The following is a 21482-nucleotide window of genomic DNA, read 5'->3' as shown; positions in this document are numbered from 1 at the left end:
CGCTACTTCGACGCAACTTCGGCGCACGCTCGGCGCATAGTGACCCGACGAACGGTCTGTTGCCTGACTCGGCCAGCGCGGGCAGCCAGGATGGCAAACACCTGCAGGTGCAGGGCCTTGACCCAGTTCCGGTAGGTGCGGTCGGCATCTTCAGCCAGCCCAACTTCGCGCATCTGTGTCCGCACCGTTGTGCCGAAGAGGTATCGATGGTGAGCCAGCTTGGCCAATGTCGCCCCCCGCTCGTCGCGCCGCTCCAGCTGGGCTACTGCAGCATCGACCTCAGCCGCTGCATGGTCCAGACCTGCACCTGAGACAAGAATCCGCGAACCGGAAGTGCCACCGCGTGGCGCCGAGCCCTTCCACTCCATGATGGTGCCCATCTGGCTACCCAAGCTGGCCTCCAAACCAAGCCGAGATCGCTGTTCGCCCCAGTGCTTCATCAGCTCACCAACCAGACGCAGGCGTTCGGCCTGGTCGATGAGCGCCGCCATATCAATGCGGTGCAGTGCAAGATCCACCTGCTGCTGTAGGCGCAAACCTTGGTCATTCGTCATCACCAACCTCCCGATCACTACCCAACACGCATTTGGGCAAACCCAACACAAACCCAACACACTCAAAACCCAATGAATTCAATGGATTGGGAGCATCTGTGTTAAGTGTGTTGGGTGTGTTGGGTTTTTCAGGGTTCGCATAGAGATTTATTTCCCCATCATTTTCAACGATTAAAAAAAATGGCGCGCGCGCGCGTGCGCACAAACCCAACACACCCAACACACATGCCCGCAAGGCCACGAATTCCGTGCATTCAATGTGTGTTGGCTTTTCAAAACCAACCCAACACATACCCAACACACCCAACACACTTGCCGGCGAACTCATGCTGCAAGCCTCTTGATATGGTCCCAACCGTCCACGCTCCAGCCTGCCAGCTTGGCTCGGGCACGCCACTCGACAACCGTCTTGCCTAGCTCGGCCGACTTCATGGATGGGGGCAGGGAAGGATCGCCCTCACTGGGCACAAAGAACGCCGCAAATCTTCGAGAACTGCCATCTGTCCAAGGGATGGGGCGCGTCTTCTCAACCTTCGCGCTGAGCATCAGCGAAAACTTGGTATGGCTCATGGAGTTTTCTTTGTTGTGGGAACACCACTCAAGAAACATGGCGTAGACGTCCGAAGTCAGGCAGCAACCCCATAGGCCGTGCCCCAGCTCGCCGTTTCGCCAGAGGTAGAAAAAGGTCTGCCAGGCGGTGCGACTCAGCTCGACAAGCCGCTGGCGAGCCTCGGTTTTCGGCGGGCGCGTGCGCTGGTTGAAATCCTCAAGGTCGATATCTAATAGCCAGCCGTATAAAGCGGCCACGCCACCGTTGGCTAACTCTCGGGCGATAGCCTTCTGCCTTTCGGCTGGCAGGGTCTCCATTGGCCACATCACCAGCATCCGGCGGTCGTCTTCACTGATCGGCCACGGCATGATCTCGTTGCTCAGGAACGCCGAGTTCATGTGGTTGGCTTCTTCCCAGCCGTTGATGAACTTCGACTCCATCCGCACCGTTTTGCCGGTGATCATGTGTTTGATCTTGCCAACCTGGTTGTAGCGCTGGTCACGGCTCACAACCTCTTCAAACACGGCCCAAAGCTTGCCGCTTTGCCATGCGTTGAAGTTGCCCTCCAACTGCGCCTGGCCAACCGTGGCGCTGTACCGACCGTATAGTTCGCCCATGATGTCGGCGAACAACAGGCTCTTACCCGAGCCCTCCATGGTCGAGTGAAACAAGATGGCGGTGTCCATCTTCGCACCCATGTGCTGTAGCGGATAAGCCAGCCACTTGACCAGCCAATCCCGCGCTTCAGCGTCATCGTTGCAAAGGAATGAGATCAGCCACCTCAGGTTCTCGCACGCAGCATCGTCACGGACCGGCGCAAGCGGCAAGCCCTCGAACGTGTTGATATAGATTGCCGGGTCCTTGGTCATCGTCGGGTCAAACACGATGTGGTCGACGTCCACTACCCGCCGCTCAGGGCTGTTCAGCCAGAGTTGATAAGCATCACCCAGGGCCATCTTGACGCTACCCTCGGGCAGGCGCCGTTTCTTCTCGCGATCCCAAGCCTCTTTCGTACCGTCGATATAGATGTACCGGTCGAGCGGTTCCAGCTTCAGTGCTCCGCCCTTCTTGCTGGACATCTTTCGGGCCTGCTCAAGCTCTGCCACCTGCTCGGAGGCTATGAGCTTCTTGTCAGTCCGCTCCATCCACGCCTTCGCGAGCGGCTTTCCGATCAAGGCCTCAAAGCCTGTCCGCTTCATCGACCGCCCTTTATCCAAGTCCCACACGTTCGTGGAGCCTTCGACCAGGGCGAATCGACGCATCGCGCCATCAATGTCCAAGGTATCGCCCCCCGCCCCCCCGGCGGCCGAGGAGCCGGCCGGGCTGGTCTCCTCTGCGTCCGATGGCGTGCGGGGGAGATACTCGACGTTGCCGGCATCAGCCGGCCGCTGTTCGGCCTGCTCAACCACTGATGGGGCATGGGGAAGTTCGCCCAATGGCGGCGGAGTCGGTGGGCGTGACTGGGCGTCAATGCCAAGGATCTGCGCAGCAGCTCGGGTGGCTGCCCGCTGGTCACCGTTGTGCATCAAGATGCGGAACACATCGAACGCATCGTTCTTGTGTCCGTTCGCCAGCGGGTCAGAGGTGTGGTGCGAGTACAGTTTTTTGTCGTCAGTAATCGTCACGCCTGGAAGGCCGGAACTGCTTTGCGGGCACAACCACTTGCCGCCCACCCGCTTGTAGCCATGCGCCTCGATCATCATGGCGATGTCGTGGATGCGGTTGAACTCAGGAATGACCTCGGGCAGCGGCTCACCAGAACGGGCAGCTGCGGGGCGGGGAGCGACTGCAGGTCTACTCACTGGAACAGCAGGCTGAGGCCTCCAAGGGCACAACGCCTCGCCATTCGGTTTGAACTCTTCCCAACCCTGCCAGATTGCCAGCAGCTCTCCAGGCAGATCAGGTAAACCGCTTGCGTCCGGCGCATTTCGCCAAGTGTACGGCTTGCCAGTACCCGGATGGATCGACGGAGGCAATACGTCCTGCACTAGACCAGCGCGAAGCTCGAACACGGTGAGCTTTTTGAATGGCTCAGCGGCCATGCGGAGTGCCGCTTCCCTGGCTTCATCTCTTGCATCGACTGCAGCCCTTACCTGAGCCATCAGCCCCTTGTGAATAATGCCGTCCGGGTCATTCTTGTTCGGCCAAACAAGCGCATGCTTCTTCAGCTCTACACCATCAGGAACGCGAAACATGATGCGGAATCGTGCGGGATTGCCCACAGAGGTAGGGTATGACTCCGCGAGCGCATCAACGTCGATGCCATGGGTCTGCTGAAGCACCAATCGAGTGAACTCAACGTCGTCAACATCAAGGGAGCAGACACGGCTCGGGCCGAGTACAACGCCTAGGTTGTGACTCGGATTTGCGGCCCAAAACTGCTCGGCGCTTGCGACATCAGTAAAATAGCCACCGGGCTTATTCCAGCCTTCTTGCGTCGGCCCCTTCGTGCCTGGCTCCATAGGAACCAGGGCGAGATTGAAGGTTTGAATGTAACGCCGCGCCCAATCAGCTGTGGTAGGAACTGGGCGCTCGTTCATCTGCGCCGCTCCCGTAGCTCCTGACAACTGGTGCAGGTTTCGCAACCCGCCACCAGCTGCTGCCGCTTCATCGGAATTGGCTCGCCGCAGTCATTGCAGAACTCCGAACTGGGCTTTGTCACGGGACGAGGACGACGCTGAAGAGCCACTTGTAGGTGGTAATCGGCTTGATCATTGGCCACATCGATCACATCAACCATGGGTGCTTTCCTCCATGGCCTGGCGAGCGCCCGCCATGATAGCCAGCACCTGGCGAATAACATCCATGCCCCGTTGCTCCAGGTCGACCACCTCTACCGGCGTCCAGACGTTGTCTGCGGCCCCATCATGCAGGCTCCCGACAAACTCGCTGGACTCCTCAAGGAGCTTGGCAACCGCCTGCAGTGCCTCGTTGGTTGCTGGCACTGGTTCAGGGCGGTACCAAACTGCACCGGCTGGACGTACCAGGGCATCCAGCAGACGCGGACTTGCAGTCAACTGAACGATCTCTTCCAGCTCGTCGGGAGTGGGCCAGCGGCGCTCTTCGTTGTGGTTGAGCTTCTTTTGAAGCGTGTCCACATCCAGCCCCATGTCGAAGGCCAGCCTGGTCATTCCGCCGTGATAGTCACGACCTGCGCGATAGAGCGCCTGCCGCAAGGTGAGCACCGGGCCTGCACCCGGCAATAGATCAATGCGACTCATAACCGTAAATCCTCGGTTTACGGTGTAGTCACAGGGCTTTCAACGTCCTATCCTGTGAATACGACCGGTGTGTTGTGCTTTGCGTGCTGTGCGGGCATTTCACGCGGTTCTAGTCATCCGTCGGATCTTGTGGTGAGAGGCGACCGGATGGCGGGGTACATCGGCGCTATGCGCCGTTCACGCTGAGCTAGGGAATTCTTGTGGTGAGAGGCCCTAGCTCAGTCGTCCTTACTTCTGCTGTTTTTCAGCAATCTTTGTTGCTCTTCATAGAACAGCTCAATAGCCTTACCCACCTCATAGCGGACAGCTGCGCCCTTTGTGGCGCGGTAGATCGTTGGCTGTGTCACACCGACACGATCTGCAATCGCGCGCTGCGAAAAGCCCAACTCAATCAGTTTTTTAAGCATCTCTTGAATGGTCATTGCACCCACCGATGCGTTATCGAATTGGAAGGATAATACCCAAACGAATTACGCGTGACAATACAATTCCGATACGAAAACGAATCAGAGCAAAGGCCGTGATAGGAAAGCGCGTAGCACAGCGAATGCATGAACTTGAGTGGTCCGAGGGGGAATTGGGCAGACGTTCAGGCGTCCCCCAACCGACGATCCATCGGATCCTTACGGGTACCTCTGCCAGCCCTCGCCAAGCCAACGTTGAAAAGCTGGCAAAAGCCTTGGGCGTTACAAGTGAGTGGCTTTGGAAAGGCGGCGAAGCGCCTGAGATGGTCACTGGACCTAACTCGAATATCGAACCAGGCCCCCGTATACGCGGATTCGTCCCGCTGATTTCTTGGGTACAAGCGGGATCGTGGTGTGAAATGCAGGATGTGCTCGAGCTACAGGATGTAGAAAACTGGTTGCCATGCGCTGTATCCCATAGCAGCGCCACGTTCGCACTGCGGGTGCGAGGCTTGTCGATGTTCAACCCCCACGAACGACGGTCGTTCATGGAGGGGGACATCATTTATGTCGACCCCAATAAAGACTACGAGAATGGATCGCTTGTGATTGCCAAGCTGGCCGACAGCAAGGAAGCGACCTTTAAGCAAGTTGTCTTTGAGGGAGCACGACGGTTCCTCAAGCCGCTTAACCCGTCCTGGCCTGACCCTATTATCGAGCTACCCGAAGACGCATTAATCTGCGGCGTGGTCATCTCCAAGCTGGAAATTTTCTGACCTACCGCCCACATGAATCAATACGAATAGGTATTGACCGTCCAAATTCGTTTAAGTATTGTCTGGACCGCAACCCTCTCACCACTGAGGTCCAGAAATGCCAACTGCACAGCTCCGAAACGGGTGCAAGGTTTACTTGCACCCCACCACCTGCACCCGCCCAGCCACGATTGAGGCGTTTCAACGCTTCACCGGCCTGCAACTGATCGTCACTCCATCCGGGCACGTTCGCGCCGTACCTAACGGGGGTGCGGCATGAGTGATTTCACAATCAAGCTGCGCCGCGTGATGCTGCTGGAGCGCACGCTGGAGAATGGCGGCAACACCACCTGCCCCCTGAGCCGCCCTGAAACCTCTCTCGACGCCCACATCCAGGTTGAGAACGACGACCGCGACCACCACCTGCAGGTGCGCTTTGGCCCCTATACGGGCTCAATCACCCTGCGGCGCGGCGACTCGACCAAGTACATGGCCCTTCGCAACTTCCTGCAGGACGTGGCCAATGGCCGAACTGAGTCGGGCCAACAGACCCAGCGCGCCATCGCCTTGATGGAAGCGCTCGACTGCGTGAGCGATGTGTTACCTGAAGGCCTGCGCGCTTACATCACTCCCACCACGGACGAAAACCAGCCCTTCGGCATCGTTGTAACTAATGAGCAGGGCGATATCTGCATGACTGCGTACGGCAGTTGCAAGCTCACGCTTGCGAATGCAGTACGAACCAGGCTCGGCCACCCCCCTGAGGGGTACGGGGACCGCCAATGACGGGCACGTTTGGGCAACTGTTCAAGCAATGGGGCACTCCCTGCCCAACCTTGACTGCCGTGCGAGAACACTACTTTCCACATATCAAAACAGACCGCCGATTCAGGGAACTGATCAACGCCGGAAAGATTGGGTTGAACCCTAAAAAGCTACACCACTCGGTCCGAGCGCAGTACGTGATTTACCTGCACGACCTTGCCGACTACCTCGACACCCAAGCGCAGAAGACGAGCTAACACAGGCAGCCCCGGCCATCAGGGGCAACGCATCCAGCACCAGGCCACCACCACACTTCCGGCCGGTGCTGGGCACTTTGGAGCACAGCATATGCAACCGCATCAGCAAGTTCTCGCCATCGGCATCATCTGGCTGACGACCTTGGCCATCCTACCTTTCCTTTTTGCGAAGGCGCGCCAACGCGCCTTCAAAAGAGGCTTGGACACCGGCAAACAGACCCTGAAAGCTGAGCTAAAACTGCGGATAAAAAGCCTTCAGGACGATCTGGACGAGGCACGTATTCAAGCCGAGACAGGCCAGCGCAAGCATCAATCAGCTATTGCAAATCTAAAAGACAACATCCGAGAGCTGGAAGCCCGAATCATGTCGTACACAGGGTTAGCAGTTACTAGGGCCGATTTCGAGCTGGTCATCAGCGCCATCGAAACCCTGAATTTAACTGAGCGGACGCTAATTGCAATGAAGGCAACTCAGCAGGCATCTCGCGCCGGCCTGCAAGCCACCGGGCTGGGTAACTTGGCTAAGCGCATACACGTTCAGCTCCGCGAAACACCGGCGAGCGCCGCTAGTGCGGGGACTGCAGCGTGAGCACGAATAAGCACTCCTGGGAGACCTTAGCCCCTTACGACGGCGGCTATCACACCTGCAAGAAATGCAAGCTCGGCTCGCAAGGCGAAAGGTCAGGGGCGCCATACCCCGACTCCGATGCGGAGTATCACGCCGTCGCTTGGCTCGGCCAGGCCGGGCTGTACCGCACTCGGTTTGACGCCGTGTGCAATTGCGAGCAAGCGCTCACGCCAGTTTCCATGGGGGAGCTATTCGAGCTTGCCAGTAAGCAGGTAGGTAGACAGCTCAATGAGGCCAGCCAAACTGCCCAACCTGCGGGAACAATATGAATGAGCTGGCTCTTTTCGCAGGTGCTGGTGGAGGAGTTCTTGCCGGGCACATTTTGGGATGGCGCACGATCTGCGCAGTTGAACGTGATGCCTACGCCGCACAAGTTCTGGCGCAACGACAGAACGATGGAGCTCTTCCGCCTTTCCCAATTTGGTCTGACGTGCGCAGCTTTGACGGCCGACGCTGGCGAGGCCTTGTTAATGTCATTTCTGGCGGCTTTCCGTGCCAAGACATTTCCAGTGCCGGCCCTGGCACCGGAATCGAAGGGGCTCGCTCTGGGCTTTGGAAGGACATGGCGCGAATCATCAGCGAAGTACTGCCCGAAGAGGTGTTCCTGGAGAACTCACCAATGCTTGTGGACCGAGGACTTGCCATGGTCGTTGGTGACCTTACCCAAATGGGGTACGACTCGGAATGGTGTCTTATATCAGCGGCAGATCTCGGAGCGCCCCATAGACGCGAGCGCATCTGGCTACTTGGATGGAGAAACGACACCCGCTCTCCAATCCTGGCCAACCCCAGTCGCGAGCATGTCCAAAGGCTCATCACCCAACGCACTCCAACGCAGGTCGGGCGCCAGCCGCTCGAAGGATCGGTTAGACCACGCGGTGATGGCCCTTCACGGTGGCCAATTGAACCCGACATGGGTCGAGTGGCTGATGGGGTGGCCTTTAGGGTGGACCGACTTAAAGCCCTTGGAAATGGACAGGTTCCGCGAGTGGCAGCGACAGCATTCTACCGGTTGGCTTCAGGGCAGTAGTGAGGTGATGTCATGAAGGAAACGAACCCAGCAATGACCTCGAGCGACATCTCAGCCGCCCTCGTTTCATTTCCCGGGGAGCTGCTAACGGAAGATGAGATAGCCACCATTACCGGCTATCTGACTCCTTCCAGACAAATTCAGTGGCTCGCTTCGAACGGTTGGAAGCATGTATTAAGTGGTGCCCGACGCCCGGTAGTGGGCCGTCTATATGCCCGCCTCAAGCTGGCCGGATTGAACGCATCTGAAGCGAACGCAGTGACCGATACCTGGACGTTCGACCTGACACGAGTGAGTTGATAAATGCGCTTTAAGAAAGCGAGCAACCGAGACCTGCCTCCGCGGATGTTACGGCGGGTCCGCACCTTGAAAAGCGGGAAACAATGGGTTGGCTATTACTACGACGGTCGTGATGAGAGTGGTAAGCGCATTGAGGTCCCGCTCGGTACGGACTTGGATGTGGCGAAAATTGAATGGGCCAAGCTCGACCGCAAGGCAGTGCCGAAAATCACTCGCCTGCTCGGCGACGTCTTCAATCGGTATGAGCGTGATGTCATCCCTGGCAAAATGCCACGTACACAAAAAGATAACTTACTCTCTTTGAGGCAACTTCGCGCAGCGTTCAGTGATGCACCGATCGACGCAATCACTCCTCAAATAATCGCTCAGTACCGAGACAAGCGATCAGGCAAAGTCCGCGCTAACCGAGAGATCTCCCTTCTATCGCACATTTATAATATGGCGCGGGAATGGGGCGTTACCGAAAGGGAAAACCCTGCTGCTGGCGTTCGCAAGAACAAAGAGCGCCCCCGTGACTTCTATGCCGGACCGGAGATCTGGAACGCCGTTTACTATCGTGCTGCAAGCGAGCTACGCGACGCTATGGATCTGGCATACTTGACCGGCCAGCGGCCGGCCGACGTTCTCTCTATGAGGGCCACAGATTGCAATGACGTATACCTTCAGGTCGCACAGAGCAAGACGTCCAAGAAGCTGCGAATTGAGCTCCGCGCCGAGGACCAGGTAAACCAACTCGGCCAACTCGTAGAGCGTCTGTTGACTCAGCGGAAAGAGCGCGGAGTTCGAAACCCCTACCTGATCACAACACAAGACGGTAGAGCTGTCACCGCCTCCATGCTTCGACTTCGCTTCGACGATGCTAGGAAGACCGCGATTGGATATGCCCTTATAGATGAGGATAAGATACTGGCCGAGCAAATTCGTCAGTTTCAATTCAGGGACATTCGCCCAAAGGCAGCAAGCGAAATCAATGATTTGGTACACGCAAGCAGACTGTTAGGGCATTCGGATAAAAGAATAACGGAAACAGTTTACAGGCGCATTGGTGAAGTTGTGAAACCCACTCGATAGAAAATTTCATAATACAATTTGTGGCGAAGTTCAAATTATTGATTTTCGCCACAAAACCTAGCCTAATTGTTGAGAGACGTGAGTTATCAATAAATCGCCAATTACAGCCCCCAATGTTACGGGGACAGCATTACCGATCAGCCTCCCTACCTTTGCAAAGCTTACAGGCTCCCCTTCAGGGATAAATGAGTAGTCACGCGGGAAACCCTGAAGCATAGCCGCTTCACGCAGACTGATAGCACGGTCCTGTACCGGATGACCAAAACGGCCATTACCATAACCAAAGCACTGAGTAGTGATGGTTGGCGCAGCTGCATCCCACTCCATCCGCCCATAAACAGAAGGGAATGTCGCCCCGCTTTCTTTTACATGGCACGAAGACCTAAGATGATCTGGCCAATCTCTCCAAGTCCCTCCTGGGACCGAAGACTTAATCCTCTCCAGATTTTTATCGCTTAATCGACTAGCCCTATGAAGCCGATCCTCGGAATCTACCCCCCCAGCACTGATAGCTGGGAGGTCCCCAATGGTGGAACGCACAGTTCTCACAGGTAAGGCATAATCAGGAATCCGGATTGGCCCGAGCTTCGACGCAACTAGCACCAAGCGCTTACGGGTCTGTGGCAACCCAATCATTTGACACTCAATTACTTTCCAGTCAACCCAGTAGCCTTCAAGAGATTTCAGAAAGTTCTTAAAGACTTCTTGCTGAGCTAACGGCGGAACATTTTCCATCGTTACCAAGTCAGGCTGGGCGGCACGAATAAGATTGCCAAAATGCTCCACAAGTCGCCAATCTTCACTCTTATTGGTGCCGGCCTCATTACCGTGCCGCTGCTTGGCAGCGCGCGAATATGTGGAAAATGGCTGACAAGGAGCACAACCTGCAATAAGCGTAACGCCCCCGCTACCCAAGACATTTTTCAGCACTTGGGGATCAAGAGATGCTACGTCAGCTTGCAAGAACTTCGCATTGGTATTTTTCTCGATCGGATGCGCGCAGTTAGGATCGATATCTACACCGAGCTTGACAGACACACCCGCGCTTTGCAGGCCGTAGGTTAATCCTCCAACCCCGCAAAAAAGGTCAACTGCAACTATATCTTTATTTCGCATCAAACCGCTGCCGCCACAAACCGCCTATCATCGACAAACCTTTGAAATGCAGCAATAGCAAGCTCCATATAATCAAGAGCTGCTTCTGACAGCTCTTGTATGTCTTGCAAGGACAAATCATTGGCACCCTCTTCAAACGAGCGTCGTCCATGAGCAATCGCATTACGCCGATCCGCCAAAAATTCAAGAGGAGTCTTGTCTCCGTACTTGGCGGATTTAGCCATTTTTCTAGCAACCGTTGGAGTCAGCCTAAACTCAACATTCAATCGTCGCGAAAACGTAAAAATAATCTTATCAGACCATGTACCTGAAGGCTTTTTAAAACTAAGATCCTCTATCGGCTCCTTGGTCAGCAGTTTAAGTGCCGCCTTGTGAACCACATCCAATCGAGTATCTTCGCTACCATCAATACCTGTTGAAGCATGGAAACGAAGCCATTCTTTTAACGTATCATTAGACCACTCAGAAGGTGGGGTACTCTGAACCGCAGCTCCCACATCCTGTATTGTTCGAGTCATGACTGCCTCTACTATATTGTAGAGATGAACAACTAGACCAGATTTAATGGTGAGCAAGTGACGAGCGGTCAATGCTGTTTCACCAATAGATGCCCCTCCGCCTTCGAATAGGCGTCGATCTAGTGCTTGAGCCAAGCCCAAGTGCATATCAAATTCTTCTTTTCGCTCTATCAAGGCTGCTTGCAGAGTCGTCATGCAGCCTCCAGCATACGAATCACAAGATCGATCCGGCCTTCTAACTTGGATCGAACGTTGGCACCATCTGAGACAACAACACCATCAAAGTCAGCATGCTTCATCCGATCGGCGACTAGGCCTGCATCCAAATTCAACCTTGGATGGCTCCGGAGTGCTAGAGCCGACCCAATTGAAATGGCCTCAAAACGCACGCGCGGCACGGTATTCGCCGTAACCGATTTCCGAAAACCCTGAACGAATGTATTCTGAACAAAATCTAGCATACGGAAAAACTCTTCACGCATATCTTCTAAAACATGCGGATGCTCCTCAGCCGTAGCGTTCGCCTCTTTCAGATAGTCATACAAAAACTTCTTAGGTCGATCTCTATACCCCGGAAAACGTCCTTCCGGAGTATCATTTTTATGCAGATATGCAAAGAAACGAGTTACTAATTCCTCTCGTTCCCGTTGGCTAACGGCCTTAGAAGTCAAAGGCGTCATTTCTATGAAGCGACTGTCTTCGGCCAAGTCAGAAATCAGTTGAGTTACAGGCCCTGGGAGCGAGCCGCGCCGGATCTCTGCCTCGTTAGCAGTAGTACCCATCCGGTTAATACGGGCAAACATTTCTGCCCTTGTCGAAGGGTCCGTGTCAGTATCTAGGATGATTGTACGGATGGTAATGTCTTCTAGTTTATTTCTACGATCGCTTGGCAAATCCGCAAATGAGAAGCCATTCAGCTCCGGAACTAAAACTAGATCACGCAGACGCAGACCTTCTCTCAAAAAAGATCTCATGGCTCGCATCCGCTGAGAGCCATCTACGATTTCCATCCTTCCGTCTTCCGTTTGATAAAAAAACATAAACGGGATCGGCAGACCAACCACTAACGACTCTATAAACTGCGATTTTTGTTCATCACTCCAAGCCAGATTACGCTGGTAAGTCGGAACAAAATAACGGTCTGTAGTATCATTAGCAAAACGACCAACATACATCGAAACAGGGTATTCGGCGACGTTGAATTTTACTTGACGAGCGACAACAGACACAGCAGCTTCAGCTTCGCGCTTCTGTTCAATGCTGGGCTCTACGCTCCTGCGAATTCGTGCCATTTCGTTCTCCTTAATACCCGGTTGAATCAGTGCAGTGGCTCATCACCTCGTTGCGGGCTTAACCTGCAGCCGCCTTCTCAGCCCCCTTGGAAGGAGCCTCGTGTGGCGTCGGTATCGTAGAATCCGGCAACGGACGGTGGAATCGTACCATCTCTTTGCGGAAACGATGGCAGGGATGCGGAAATGCCGAGGTGGCTAGTCGCTAGATTTTCCATGCCCCAAAAACGCAAAAAGCCCTGAATAATCAGGGCTTTGAATATGGCGGAAGCGTAGAGATTCGAACTCTAGGATAGTTGCCCATCGACGGTTTTCAAGACCGTTGCCTTAAACCACTCGGCCACGCTTCCAGCTCGTTTTGCGGCCGCCATAATACCTTAATGAAACACGCTGTCAAACTCTCTGTGTCGCGGGTTGCAGGAGCTCTGATAGACTCCTAGCATCTGAACGTCCGAAACCACAGGTTTACCAAGGAGTGTCGCCATGCGCGAACAGGATTACGCCGTCCACCACGGCCAGCAGGTCGAGCAGCAGGAGATCAGCAAGGTCCTGCGCAACACGTACAGCCTGCTGGCGCTTACTCTCGCCTTCAGCGGTGTCATGGCTTTCGTTGCCCAGCAGCTGCGCGTCGGCTACCCGAACGTGTTCGTGGTGCTGATCGGCTTCTACGGGCTGTTCTTCCTTACCAACAAACTGCGTGATTCGGCCTGGGGCCTGGTGTCCACCTTCGCGCTTACCGGCTTCATGGGCTTCATCCTCGGCCCGATCCTCAACCGCTACCTGGGCATGGCCGGTGGCGCCGAGGTAGTGAGCTCCGCGTTCGCCATGACTGCGCTGGTATTTGGTGGTCTGTCGGCCTACGTGCTGATCACCCGCAAGGACATGAGCTTCCTCAGCGGCTTCATCACTGCAGGTTTCTTCGTTCTGCTGGGTGCTGTCGTTGCCAGCTTCTTCTTCCAGATCAGCGGCCTGCAACTGGCAATCAGCGCTGGCTTCGTGCTGTTCTCGTCGGTCTGCATACTGTTCCAGACCAGCGCGATCATTCATGGTGGCGAACGTAACTACATCATGGCAACCATCAGCCTGTATGTGTCGATCTACAACCTGTTTGTCAGCCTGCTGCAGTTGTTTGGCATCATGGGTCGCGATGACTGATTGATTGCTGTACCGCAAGAAGCCCGCTTCGGCGGGCTTTTTTGTGGGCGCTGGAAATGGGTTGAGCTGCAAGATGCTCGGGCCGTCATCCCGTTTTCTCTACCGCTATCCGCCATCACCCCGTAGAATGCGCTCCTTTTTTCTTCCGGGGCGGCTTTCAGCAATGAGCTCACACGAACACAGCCCAGGCGCAGCGGCGCCTGCCAATGAACTGGTGCTTGGTCTGGAGGACAAGCCACGGCTGTTGATCGGCCTGCTGGCAGCCCTGCAGCACCTGCTGGCGATCATCGTGCCGATCGTCACCCCTGGCCTGCTGATCTGCCAGGCGTTGGGTGTATCTGCACGTGATACCAATTTGATCGTTTCGATGTCGCTGGTGATCTCGGGTATCGCCACCTTCGTCCAGTGCAAACGCTTCGGCCCATTTGGCGCGGGGCTGCTGATCGTTCAGGGTACCAGCTTCAACTTCGTCGGCCCGCTGATTGCCGGCGGTGCGCTGATGGTCAAGCAAGGCACGCCGGTTGAGGGCGTAATGGCAGCTATTTTTGGCGTAGTAATCGCAGGCTCGTTCGTCGAGATGGGCGTGTCGCGCATCCTGCCCTTCGTCAAACGCCTGATCACCCCGCTGGTGACCGGCATCGTGGTGTTGATGATCGGCCTGACGCTGATCAAGGTCGGCCTGATCAGCATGGGCGGTGGTTTTGGAGCCATGGCCAATGGCACCTTTGCCAATGGCGAAAACCTGCTGATGTCGGGCGTGGTACTGGCGATCATCGTCGTTCTCAACCGTATCCCGGTGGTGTGGATGCGCAGCTGCGCCATCGTCATCGCCCTGGCGGTCGGCTATGCGCTGGCCGGATACCTGGGCCGCCTGGACTTTACCGGCATGCACGAGGCCGCGCTGTTCCAGGTGCCGACACCACTGCACTTTGGCTTGGGCTTCTCGTGGGCGCTGTTCATTCCGATGCTGGTGATCTATCTGGTCACTTCGCTGGAAGCCATCGGTGACGTTACCGCCACCAGCAAGGTGTCGCGCCAGCCGGTCGAAGGGCCAGTGTGGATGCAGCGGATCAGGGGGGGCGTGCTGGTCAATGGCGCCAACTCGCTGCTGGCCGGTCTGTTCAACACCTTTCCTAGCTCGATCTTTGCCCAGAACAACGGGGTGATTCAGCTGACCGGTATTGCCAGCCGTCATATCGGTATGTGGATTGCCGTCATGCTGGTGTTGCTGGGTCTGTTCCCGAGTGTTGCCGGGGTGATTCAGGCCGTGCCGGAGCCGGTGCTGGGCGGCGCGGCGATGGTCATGTTTGGTGCGGTTGCTGCGTCGGGGATCAATATTCTGGCCAGCACCCGGCTGGACCGTCGGGCGCTGCTGATTATTGCCGTGTCGTTGGCACTGGGCCTGGGTGTGGCGCAGGTGCCGGAATTCCTGGCGCACATGCCGGCAGCGATTCGCAATGTGCTGGAGTCGGGTGTGGCTACCGGGGGGATTTGTGCGCTGGTGCTGAACTGGTTCTTGCCAGAGGGCAAGGAGCAGGCTTGAACCTGGCGTTTGAATGAAAAGCCCGCGCCCGCTTGCACAAGCGGGCGCGGGCTTTTTTGCTTTATCATGGCACCATTCCTTTGCATGAGTTAGCCATGAAATTCGCTATCGCGGTGTTCTCCCCGGCCCATGCGCCCTCTTCGCGACGCGCCCTGCGCTTCGCCGAGGCGGTGCTGGCCGGCGGGCATGAGATTGCCCGACTGTTCTTCTATCAGGACGGGGTGCACAGTGCCTCGGCCAACGTCGTCGCGCCCCAGGACGAACTGGACGTGGCTGGCCAGTGGCGCACCTTCATACAGACCCATCAGCTGGACGCCGTGGTGTGTATCGCCGCCGCCCTGCGCCGTGGCGTGCTCGACGAAGCCGAGGCCAACCGCTACCAGCGCCCGGCCGTGAACCTGCCCAAGCCCTGGGAACTGTCGGGGCTGGGCCAACTGCACGAGGCCGCGCAAGTGGCCGACCGCCTTGTCTGCTTCGGAGGCGACTGATATGGCCAAGTCCTTGTTGATCATCAGCCGTCAGGCACCGTGGAATGGCCCCTCTGCCCGCGAGGCGCTGGACATCGCCCTGGCTGGCGGCGCGTTCGACCTGCCGTTGGGCATGCTGTTCCTCGACGATGGTGTGTTCCAGCTCGCGCCAGACCAGCAACCCGCCGCCGTGCAACAGAAGAACCTGGCCGCCAACCTGCAGGCGTTGCCGATGTTCGGTGTCGAAGAACTGTTCGCCTGCAACCACAGCCTGACCCGTCGTGGCCTGGCAGCCCATACCCTGGCGCTGCCGGTGCAAGTGCTCGATGACGCAGCGCTGGCCGCGCTGATAGCCCGTTTCGACCAGGTGATAACGCTCTGATGAAGACCCTGCATGTAATTGCCCATTCCCCGTTTGGCGACGAGCGCCTGGCCAGTTGCCTGCGCCTGCTCGGTGCCGAAGATGCCCTGCTGCTGTGCGGCGATGCCGTGTATGCCCTGCGCAGCGGCAGCGAGCCGCATGGCCATCTGCAAGCCGCCGACCTGGCCCAGCGCCTGTTCGCCCTGGACGAGGATGTACAGGCCCGCGCGGTCGGCAACGACCTGGCAAAGGCCGTGGACTACGCCGGGTTCGTCGAACTGTCGCTGCAATACGACAAGGTCAACAGCTGGCTATGAATACGCTTACCGTTGGCGATCAGGTGATCGCCCTGGACAAGGATGGCTTCCTGGTCGACCTGCAAGACTGGTCCCACGACGCCGCCGAGGCTTTGGCCAAGCGCGAGGGTATCCCGTTGACGGCGGACCATTGGGAAATCCTCGAACTGCTCCGTCAGTTCTACCAGGAATACCAGCTGTCTCCGGCCACCCGCCCGCTGATCAAGTACACGGCCCTCAAGCTGGGCCCTGAAAAGGGCAACAGCCCGCACCTTAACCGCCTGTTCAACGGCACCCCCGCCAAACTTGCCGCCAAGCTGGCGGGCCTGCCCAAGCCGACCAACTGCATATGACCGAACCTCGTCCGCTCACTCTGGAAACCCCCGCCGAACACCCGTTCGCCGAATTCGTGCGTATTCTCGGCAAAGGCAAGCGCGGCGCGCGTGGCCTGACCCGCGAGGAGGCCCGTGCAGCCATGACCCTGCTGCTGGAAGGCAAGGTCGAAGACACCCAGCTCGGTGCCTTCCTCATGCTGCTGCGGCACAAGGAAGAAAGCGCCGAAGAGCTGGCCGGCTTCACCGAGGCCTTGCGCGCCCACCTGCAGGCGCCGCGCATCGCCGTTGACCTGGACTGGCCCACGTACGCCGGCAAGAAGCGTCACCTGCCCTGGTACCTGCTGGCCGCCAAGTGCCTGGCCAACAATGGCGTGCGCATTCTGATGCACGGCGGCGGCGCACACACTGCCGGGCGTATGTACACAGAGCAACTCCTCGACCTGCTGCAGATTCCGCTGTGCCGCGACTGGGCCGCCGTCGGCAACGCGCTGGACCAGCACCAGCTGGCATTCTTCCCGCTGCACGACTGGGCGCCGCAGCTGCAACGCATGATCGACCTGCGCAACACCCTGGGCCTGCGCTCGCCCATCCACTCGCTGGCTCGAGTGCTCAACCCGCTGGGCGCTCGCTGTGGATTGCAGAGCATCTTTCACCCCGGTTACCAGGCCGTGCACCGCGAGGCCAGCCGCTTGCTGGGCGACCATGCGGTGGTGATCAAGGGTGATGGCGGCGAAATCGAGGTCAATCCCGATGTCATCAGCCATCTCTACGGCACCACGGCGGGTGAGGCGTGGGATGAAGAGTGGCCAGCGCTGAGCGAACGACGCCATGTCAAGCCGCCCAGCCTGCAGGCAGAGCACTTGCTGGCGTTCTGGCGTGGCGAAGTGGAAGACAGTTATGGCGAGAAGGCCCTGATTGCGACCATGGCGCTGGCCCTGCGTGGCCTGGGACAGCATCGCGAGCAGGCCTTCGTAACAGCGCAAGGCTATTGGGGTACTCGAAATAGATCGATCTAGCCGATAATAGAACCCCGATCTTTGCGCTATTTTTTCGAACGATTTGCCCTAGACTGGGCTCCAACGACAAACAACTTTGTTTCAGGAGCTCACCATGGGCCTATTGATCGACGGTCGCTGGCACGACCAGTGGTATGAAAACGGCAAGGACGGCACGTTCAAGCGTGAGAATGCCCAGCGCCGCAATCAGCTGCCCGCCCCCGAGGCCGGCCGCTACCACCTGTATGTGTCGCTGGCCTGCCCATGGGCCCACCGCACCCTGATCTTTCGCGCGCTGAAAGGCCTGGAGCCGTTGATCGACGTGTCGGTGGTCAGCTGGCTGATGCAGGACCATGGCTGGACCTTCGATCAGCAGCAAGGCTCCAGCGGGGACCACCTCGACGCCCTGCAGTACCTGCACCAGCGCTACACCCAGGATGACCCGCACTACACAGGGCGCGTGACGGTGCCTGTGCTGTGGGACAAGAAAGAGAAGCGCATCGTCAACAATGAGTCGGCAGAAATCATCCGCATATTCAACAGCGCGTTCAACGAGCTGACCGGCAATACCCTGGACCTCTACCCCACATCGCTGCGCCCGACCATCGAAGCACTGAACGAGCGCATTTACCCGGCGGTGAACAACGGCGTGTACCGCGCAGGCTTTGCCACCACGCAAGACGCTTACGAGGCTGCCTTTGACGATGTGTTCAACGAGCTGGATTACCTGGAAGCCTTGCTAGGCCGCAATCGCTACCTGGCGGGTGAGTACCTGACCGAGGCTGATGTACGCCTGTTCACTACACTGGTGCGCTTCGATGCCGTGTACCACGGCCACTTCAAGTGCAACCTGCGCCGCCTGAGCGACTACCACAACCTGTCGAACTGGCTGCGTGAGCTGTACCAGTGGCCTGGGGTGGCGGGTACGGTAAACATGGAGCATATCCAGAAGCACTATTACATGAGCCACAAGACCATCAACCCGAACGGGATCGTGCCTAAAGGGCCTTTGCAGGACTTTGGCTTGCCGCATGATCGAGAGCGGTTGGTGGGCAAAGGGATTTGGCAGGCTTGAGAAAGCCGGGGCTGCTTTGCAGCCCATCGCAACACAAGGCCGCTCTTACAAGGGCCTTGCAATGCCTGGGGCATGTGCGATGGGCCGCAAAGCGGCCCCAACGATTTCAGCTGTTCTGCGAACCTTCGAACCAGGCCAGCTTGTCACGCAACTGCACCACTTCCCCCACAATCACCAGGGTCGGCGCATGCACCTCATGCTGGGCCACCAGGTCTGGCAAGTCCGCCAAGGTGCCGGTGAACACGCGCTGATTACGCGTGGTCCCCTGCTGCACCAACGCCGCCGGGGTACTCGCGGCACGCCCGTGACGAATCAGCTCGGCACAGATGGTCGGCAAGCCCACCAAGCCCATGTAGAACACCAAGGTCTGCGCCGGCGCCACCAGGTCATTCCATGGCAGGTTGCTGGTGCCATCCTTGAGGTGCCCGGTGACGAAACGCACCGACTGGGCATAGTCGCGGTGAGTCAGCGGAATGCCGCCATACGCCGAGCAGCCGCTGGCTGCGGTAATGCCCGGCACCACCTGGAACGGAATGCCATGCTCGGCCAGCTCTTCGATCTCTTCGCCGCCCCGGCCGAAGATGAACGGGTCGCCACCCTTCAGGCGCAGCACCCGCTTGCCCTGCCGAGCCAGATCGACCAACAGGCGGTTGATCTGGTCCTGCGGCACTGAATGATCAGCGCGGCGCTTGCCTACATAGATGCGCTCGGCATCACGACGACACATATCGATGATGGCGGGTGCGACCAGGCGGTCGTACAGCACCACGTCGGCCTGCTGCATCAGGCGCAAGGCACGGAAGGTCAGCAAGTCCGGATCACCCGGGCCTGCACCAACCAAGTACACCTCACCACCCTGCTGCACCGGTGCGCCGTCCACCATCGCCTGCAACAGACGTTCGGCTTCAGCACCCTGCCCGGCCAGCTGACGCTCGGCGATCGGCCCCTGGAACACGGTTTCCCAGAAGCCGCGACGCTGGTTGACGTCCGGGTACAGGGATTTGACCTTGTGCCGGAAGCGTGCAGCCAGCCCGGCCAGCTCACCATAGGCCGAAGGGATCCACGCCTCGAGCTTGGCTCGAATCAGGCGTGCCAGTACCGGGGCGTCACCGCCGCTGGAAACAGCGATTACCAGCGGCGAACGGTCCACGATCGCCGGGAAGATCACCGTACACAGGGCCGGCGCATCCACCACATTGACCGGCAGGCTAAGGGCCTGCGCATCGGCCGACACCTGGGCATTCAGCCCAGGGTCGTCAGTCGCCGCGATCACCAGCCGGCAACCGATCAGGTCGGCTGCCTGATAGCCACGCACCAGCACCTCACCGCCACCTTCCCGGGCCAACGCCGCCAACTGGCCGTCGACGTCCGGCGCCACCACGCGCAGCACGCCGCCGGCATCGGCCAGCAGGCGCGCCTTGCGCAAGGCGATCTCACCGCCACCGACGACCAGCACGCGGCCGCCCTGCAGCTTGTGGAACAGCGGCAGGTAATCCATTTAGCGGATGACCTCGACGCCGCCCATGTACGGCTTCAGCACTTCCGGCACCAGGATCGAACCGTCGGCCTGCTGGTAGTTTTCCAGCACAGCAACCAGGGTACGGCCTACGGCCAGACCAGAGCCGTTGAGCGTGTGCACCAGCTCTGGCTTGCCGGTTTCCGGGTTGCGCCAGCGAGCCTGCATGCGGCGCGCCTGGAAGTCACCACAGTTGGAGCAAGAGCTGATTTCGCGGTACTTGTCCTGGCTCGGCACCCACACTTCCAGATCGTAGGTTTTCACCGCACCAAAGCCCATGTCGCCAGTGCACAGGGCCAGCACGCGGTATGGCAGCTCCAGCAGCTGCAGCACGCGCTCGGCATTGGCAGTCAGGCCTTCCAGGGCTTCCATCGACTTGGACGGCTCTACCACCTGCACCATCTCGACTTTGTCGAACTGATGCTGGCGGATCATGCCGCGGGTGTCACGGCCGGAAGCGCCGGCTTCGCTGCGGAAGCAAGGGGTATGGGCAACCAGTTTCAGCGGCAGCTGCTTGGCGTCGAGGATTTCACCTGCCACCAGGTTGGTCAGCGACACTTCGGCGGTCGGGATCAGGTAGAAGTCAGCCTCGCCATCGCGGGTGATCTTGAACAGGTCTTCCTCGAACTTCGGCAACTGGCCAGTGCCCTGCAGCGCCGGCGCCTGCACCATGTACGGGGTGTAGTGTTCCTCGTAGCCATGCTCGCCGGTGTGCAGGTTGATCATGAACTGCGCCAGGGCGCGGTGCAGGCGGGCAACCGGACCACGCAGCACAGCAAAACGGGCGCCGGACAGCTTGGCAGCCGCTTCGAAGTCCAGGCCACCGCTGATTTCACCGAGGGCCACATGGTCCTTGATTTCGAAGTCGAACGCCTTCGGCGTGCCCCAACGGCGCACTTCGACGTTGTCGTCCTCGCTGGCACCGACCGGTACGCTGGCGTCCGGCAGGTTGGGAATGGTCAGCAGGATGCCATCCAGCTCGGCCTGAATAGCGTCCAGCTCAGCCTTGCCGGCAGCCAGTTCGTTGGCCATGCGCTCGACGTCAGCCATCAGCGGGGCGATGTCTTCGCCCTTGGCCTTGGCCTGGCCGATGGACTTGGAACGGGCGTTACGCTCAGCCTGCAGTTGTTCGGTGCGGGTCTGCACCGCCTTGCGGCGCTCTTCCAGTGATTCGATGCGCGCGACATCCAGGCTGAAGCCACGGGAGGCCAGGCGGTCCGCCACTTCCTGAAGTTGGCCGCGTAACAGTTTGGAATCGAGCATATCGTTCTCTCGTTATAT

Annotated in this window: 26 protein-coding genes and 1 tRNA gene; 15 read left to right on the top strand and 12 right to left on the bottom strand. The window is 58.2% G+C overall.

The genetic code is table 11. The features are described from left to right. Positions 1-2: 2 nt before the first annotated feature. The 6 genes from V7787_RS02030 to V7787_RS02005 all read right to left on the bottom strand — a co-directional run bounded on the left by V7787_RS02030 (position 3) and on the right by V7787_RS02005 (position 4747). A complete protein-coding gene (locus tag V7787_RS02030; RefSeq protein WP_081343636.1) occupies positions 3-554 on the bottom strand; it encodes a hypothetical protein in 552 nt (183 codons plus the stop codon). After that, entirely contained in the window at positions 544-882 is a 339-nt protein-coding gene (locus V7787_RS02025) for a hypothetical protein (RefSeq protein ID WP_336085223.1), read from the bottom strand. Before V7787_RS02025 ends, V7787_RS02030 begins: the two co-directional genes overlap by 11 nt. Then, positions 879-3644 carry a bifunctional DNA primase/polymerase gene (locus V7787_RS02020; protein WP_336085222.1) on the bottom strand — a complete coding sequence of 922 codons (2766 nt, stop codon included), beginning with the start codon at positions 3642-3644 and terminating at the stop codon, positions 879-881. Before V7787_RS02020 ends, V7787_RS02025 begins: the two co-directional genes overlap by 4 nt. After that, a complete protein-coding gene (locus V7787_RS02015; protein WP_336085219.1) occupies positions 3641-3844 on the bottom strand; it encodes a TraR/DksA C4-type zinc finger protein in 204 nt (67 codons plus the stop codon). The genes V7787_RS02020 and V7787_RS02015 overlap by 4 nt, the downstream gene beginning before the upstream one ends. Next, the gene (locus tag V7787_RS02010; protein ID WP_125854744.1) at positions 3837-4325 is read right to left on the bottom strand and encodes a phage regulatory CII family protein; all 489 of its coding nucleotides are present in this window, start codon (positions 4323-4325) and stop codon (positions 3837-3839) included. The genes V7787_RS02015 and V7787_RS02010 overlap by 8 nt, the downstream gene beginning before the upstream one ends. 218 nt (positions 4326-4543) lie before the next feature. Beyond that, complete coding sequence (locus tag V7787_RS02005; protein WP_336085215.1) at positions 4544-4747, bottom strand: helix-turn-helix domain-containing protein; 204 nt, start codon at positions 4745-4747, stop codon at positions 4544-4546. 11 nt (positions 4748-4758) lie between these two features. Here V7787_RS02005 and V7787_RS02000 point away from each other — a divergent pair, with 11 nt between their 5' ends. The 7 genes from V7787_RS02000 to V7787_RS01970 all read left to right on the top strand — a co-directional run bounded on the left by V7787_RS02000 (position 4759) and on the right by V7787_RS01970 (position 9535). Then, positions 4759-5505 carry a LexA family protein gene (locus V7787_RS02000; protein ID WP_336085213.1) on the top strand — a complete coding sequence of 249 codons (747 nt, stop codon included), beginning with the start codon at positions 4759-4761 and terminating at the stop codon, positions 5503-5505. Between the two features lie 255 nt (positions 5506-5760). Further along, positions 5761-6270, top strand: a complete 510-nt coding sequence (locus V7787_RS01995) for a hypothetical protein (protein ID WP_336085211.1) — start codon at positions 5761-5763, stop codon at positions 6268-6270. Beyond that, complete coding sequence (locus V7787_RS01990; protein WP_174369913.1) at positions 6267-6506, top strand: pyocin activator PrtN family protein; 240 nt, start codon at positions 6267-6269, stop codon at positions 6504-6506. Before V7787_RS01995 ends, V7787_RS01990 begins: the two co-directional genes overlap by 4 nt. Before the next feature lie 91 nt (positions 6507-6597). Continuing rightward, positions 6598-7095, top strand: a complete 498-nt coding sequence (locus V7787_RS01985; RefSeq protein ID WP_336085208.1) for a hypothetical protein — start codon at positions 6598-6600, stop codon at positions 7093-7095. Positions 7096-7399: 304 nt separating this feature from the next. Continuing rightward, positions 7400-8164 (top strand): DNA cytosine methyltransferase, encoded by a 765-nt coding sequence (locus V7787_RS01980; protein WP_336085206.1) that lies wholly within the window; start codon positions 7400-7402, stop codon positions 8162-8164. Positions 8165-8197: 33 nt separating this feature from the next. Further along, the gene (locus V7787_RS01975; RefSeq protein WP_336085497.1) at positions 8198-8464 is read left to right on the top strand and encodes a DUF4224 domain-containing protein; all 267 of its coding nucleotides are present in this window, start codon (positions 8198-8200) and stop codon (positions 8462-8464) included. 3 nt (positions 8465-8467) lie between these two features. Beyond that, positions 8468-9535, top strand: coding sequence for a tyrosine-type recombinase/integrase (locus tag V7787_RS01970; protein WP_336085204.1), 1068 nt, complete (start codon positions 8468-8470; stop codon positions 9533-9535). A 57-nt stretch (positions 9536-9592) separates the two neighbouring features. Here the strand turns inward: V7787_RS01970 and V7787_RS01965 are convergent, their stop codons facing one another. The 4 genes from V7787_RS01965 to V7787_RS01950 form a co-directional block, all read right to left on the bottom strand. After that, positions 9593-10651 carry a DNA cytosine methyltransferase gene (locus V7787_RS01965; protein ID WP_336085202.1) on the bottom strand — a complete coding sequence of 353 codons (1059 nt, stop codon included), beginning with the start codon at positions 10649-10651 and terminating at the stop codon, positions 9593-9595. Beyond that, positions 10651-11364: an MAE_28990/MAE_18760 family HEPN-like nuclease gene (locus V7787_RS01960; protein ID WP_336085200.1), complete on the bottom strand. Its 714-nt coding sequence runs from the start codon at positions 11362-11364 to the stop codon at positions 10651-10653. The genes V7787_RS01965 and V7787_RS01960 overlap by 1 nt, the downstream gene beginning before the upstream one ends. Next, the gene (locus V7787_RS01955) at positions 11361-12461 is read right to left on the bottom strand and encodes a DUF262 domain-containing protein (protein WP_336085198.1); all 1101 of its coding nucleotides are present in this window, start codon (positions 12459-12461) and stop codon (positions 11361-11363) included. The genes V7787_RS01960 and V7787_RS01955 overlap by 4 nt, the downstream gene beginning before the upstream one ends. Before the next feature lie 259 nt (positions 12462-12720). Beyond that, positions 12721-12808, bottom strand: a tRNA-Ser gene (locus V7787_RS01950). Between the two features lie 133 nt (positions 12809-12941). Between V7787_RS01950 and V7787_RS01945 the strand changes: the two genes are divergently transcribed. The 8 genes from V7787_RS01945 (at position 12942) to V7787_RS01910 (ending at position 18685) form a co-directional block, all read left to right on the top strand. After that, positions 12942-13613 (top strand): Bax inhibitor-1/YccA family protein, encoded by a 672-nt coding sequence (locus V7787_RS01945; RefSeq protein ID WP_064491922.1) that lies wholly within the window; start codon positions 12942-12944, stop codon positions 13611-13613. 163 nt (positions 13614-13776) lie between these two features. After that, positions 13777-15156 (top strand): nucleobase:cation symporter-2 family protein, encoded by a 1380-nt coding sequence (locus V7787_RS01940; RefSeq protein WP_064491923.1) that lies wholly within the window; start codon positions 13777-13779, stop codon positions 15154-15156. Between the two features lie 95 nt (positions 15157-15251). Beyond that, the gene (tusD, locus tag V7787_RS01935) at positions 15252-15644 is read left to right on the top strand and encodes a sulfurtransferase complex subunit TusD (protein ID WP_003251188.1); all 393 of its coding nucleotides are present in this window, start codon (positions 15252-15254) and stop codon (positions 15642-15644) included. Between the two features lies 1 nt (position 15645). Next, positions 15646-16005, top strand: coding sequence for a sulfurtransferase complex subunit TusC (gene tusC / locus V7787_RS01930; RefSeq protein WP_064491924.1), 360 nt, complete (start codon positions 15646-15648; stop codon positions 16003-16005). After that, entirely contained in the window at positions 16005-16301 is a 297-nt protein-coding gene (gene tusB / locus V7787_RS01925; RefSeq protein WP_064491925.1) for a sulfurtransferase complex subunit TusB, read from the top strand. The genes tusC and tusB overlap by 1 nt, the downstream gene beginning before the upstream one ends. Then, positions 16298-16633 carry a TusE/DsrC/DsvC family sulfur relay protein gene (locus tag V7787_RS01920; protein ID WP_010954804.1) on the top strand — a complete coding sequence of 112 codons (336 nt, stop codon included), beginning with the start codon at positions 16298-16300 and terminating at the stop codon, positions 16631-16633. Before tusB ends, V7787_RS01920 begins: the two co-directional genes overlap by 4 nt. Then, the gene (locus V7787_RS01915; RefSeq protein ID WP_064491926.1) at positions 16630-17631 is read left to right on the top strand and encodes a glycosyl transferase family protein; all 1002 of its coding nucleotides are present in this window, start codon (positions 16630-16632) and stop codon (positions 17629-17631) included. The genes V7787_RS01920 and V7787_RS01915 overlap by 4 nt, the downstream gene beginning before the upstream one ends. Before the next feature lie 94 nt (positions 17632-17725). Further along, on the top strand, positions 17726-18685 hold the full coding sequence (locus V7787_RS01910; protein ID WP_020191940.1) for a glutathione S-transferase family protein: 960 nt from the start codon (positions 17726-17728) through the stop codon (positions 18683-18685). 106 nt (positions 18686-18791) lie between these two features. On the opposite strand, the gene cysG is transcribed toward V7787_RS01910, so the two are convergent. After that, positions 18792-20183 carry a siroheme synthase CysG gene (gene cysG, locus V7787_RS01905; RefSeq protein WP_064491927.1) on the bottom strand — a complete coding sequence of 464 codons (1392 nt, stop codon included), beginning with the start codon at positions 20181-20183 and terminating at the stop codon, positions 18792-18794. Continuing rightward, positions 20184-21464, bottom strand: coding sequence for a serine--tRNA ligase (gene serS, locus V7787_RS01900; protein ID WP_020191942.1), 1281 nt, complete (start codon positions 21462-21464; stop codon positions 20184-20186). Between the last annotated feature and the right edge of the window lie 18 nt (positions 21465-21482).

The organism is Pseudomonas sp. CGJS7, from assembly GCF_036961695.1.
This window is presented reverse-complemented; position numbering and strand designations above follow the sequence as displayed.

Excerpts from the sequence above, each read along its gene's own strand:
- cysG (WP_064491927.1), bottom strand. The coding sequence starts at position 20,183 with ATGGATTACCTGCCGCTGTTCCACAAGCTGCAGGGCGGCCGCGTGCTG.
- tusD (WP_003251188.1), top strand. The coding sequence starts at position 15,252 with ATGAAATTCGCTATCGCGGTGTTCTCCCCGGCCCATGCGCCCTCTTCG.
- V7787_RS01990 (WP_174369913.1), top strand. The coding sequence starts at position 6,267 with ATGACGGGCACGTTTGGGCAACTGTTCAAGCAATGGGGCACTCCCTGC.
- V7787_RS02000 (WP_336085213.1), top strand. The coding sequence starts at position 4,759 with ATGCGTTATCGAATTGGAAGGATAATACCCAAACGAATTACGCGTGAC.
- V7787_RS01915 (WP_064491926.1), top strand. The coding sequence starts at position 16,630 with ATGACCGAACCTCGTCCGCTCACTCTGGAAACCCCCGCCGAACACCCG.
- V7787_RS01955 (WP_336085198.1), bottom strand. The coding sequence starts at position 12,461 with ATGGCACGAATTCGCAGGAGCGTAGAGCCCAGCATTGAACAGAAGCGC.
- tusC (WP_064491924.1), top strand. The coding sequence starts at position 15,646 with ATGGCCAAGTCCTTGTTGATCATCAGCCGTCAGGCACCGTGGAATGGC.
- V7787_RS01965 (WP_336085202.1), bottom strand. The coding sequence starts at position 10,651 with ATGCGAAATAAAGATATAGTTGCAGTTGACCTTTTTTGCGGGGTTGGA.
- V7787_RS01995 (WP_336085211.1), top strand. The coding sequence starts at position 5,761 with ATGAGTGATTTCACAATCAAGCTGCGCCGCGTGATGCTGCTGGAGCGC.
- V7787_RS01920 (WP_010954804.1), top strand. The coding sequence starts at position 16,298 with ATGAATACGCTTACCGTTGGCGATCAGGTGATCGCCCTGGACAAGGAT.
- V7787_RS01960 (WP_336085200.1), bottom strand. The coding sequence starts at position 11,364 with ATGACGACTCTGCAAGCAGCCTTGATAGAGCGAAAAGAAGAATTTGAT.
- V7787_RS02015 (WP_336085219.1), bottom strand. The coding sequence starts at position 3,844 with ATGGTTGATGTGATCGATGTGGCCAATGATCAAGCCGATTACCACCTA.
- V7787_RS02020 (WP_336085222.1), bottom strand. The coding sequence starts at position 3,644 with ATGAACGAGCGCCCAGTTCCTACCACAGCTGATTGGGCGCGGCGTTAC.
- V7787_RS01945 (WP_064491922.1), top strand. The coding sequence starts at position 12,942 with ATGCGCGAACAGGATTACGCCGTCCACCACGGCCAGCAGGTCGAGCAG.
- V7787_RS02010 (WP_125854744.1), bottom strand. The coding sequence starts at position 4,325 with ATGAGTCGCATTGATCTATTGCCGGGTGCAGGCCCGGTGCTCACCTTG.
- tusB (WP_064491925.1), top strand. The coding sequence starts at position 16,005 with ATGAAGACCCTGCATGTAATTGCCCATTCCCCGTTTGGCGACGAGCGC.
- V7787_RS01985 (WP_336085208.1), top strand. The coding sequence starts at position 6,598 with ATGCAACCGCATCAGCAAGTTCTCGCCATCGGCATCATCTGGCTGACG.
- V7787_RS02030 (WP_081343636.1), bottom strand. The coding sequence starts at position 554 with ATGACGAATGACCAAGGTTTGCGCCTACAGCAGCAGGTGGATCTTGCA.
- V7787_RS02025 (WP_336085223.1), bottom strand. The coding sequence starts at position 882 with ATGAGTTCGCCGGCAAGTGTGTTGGGTGTGTTGGGTATGTGTTGGGTT.
- V7787_RS01910 (WP_020191940.1), top strand. The coding sequence starts at position 17,726 with ATGGGCCTATTGATCGACGGTCGCTGGCACGACCAGTGGTATGAAAAC.
- serS (WP_020191942.1), bottom strand. The coding sequence starts at position 21,464 with ATGCTCGATTCCAAACTGTTACGCGGCCAACTTCAGGAAGTGGCGGAC.
- V7787_RS01970 (WP_336085204.1), top strand. The coding sequence starts at position 8,468 with ATGCGCTTTAAGAAAGCGAGCAACCGAGACCTGCCTCCGCGGATGTTA.
- V7787_RS01940 (WP_064491923.1), top strand. The coding sequence starts at position 13,777 with ATGAGCTCACACGAACACAGCCCAGGCGCAGCGGCGCCTGCCAATGAA.
- V7787_RS02005 (WP_336085215.1), bottom strand. The coding sequence starts at position 4,747 with ATGACCATTCAAGAGATGCTTAAAAAACTGATTGAGTTGGGCTTTTCG.
- V7787_RS01975 (WP_336085497.1), top strand. The coding sequence starts at position 8,198 with ATGACCTCGAGCGACATCTCAGCCGCCCTCGTTTCATTTCCCGGGGAG.
- V7787_RS01980 (WP_336085206.1), top strand. The coding sequence starts at position 7,400 with ATGAATGAGCTGGCTCTTTTCGCAGGTGCTGGTGGAGGAGTTCTTGCC.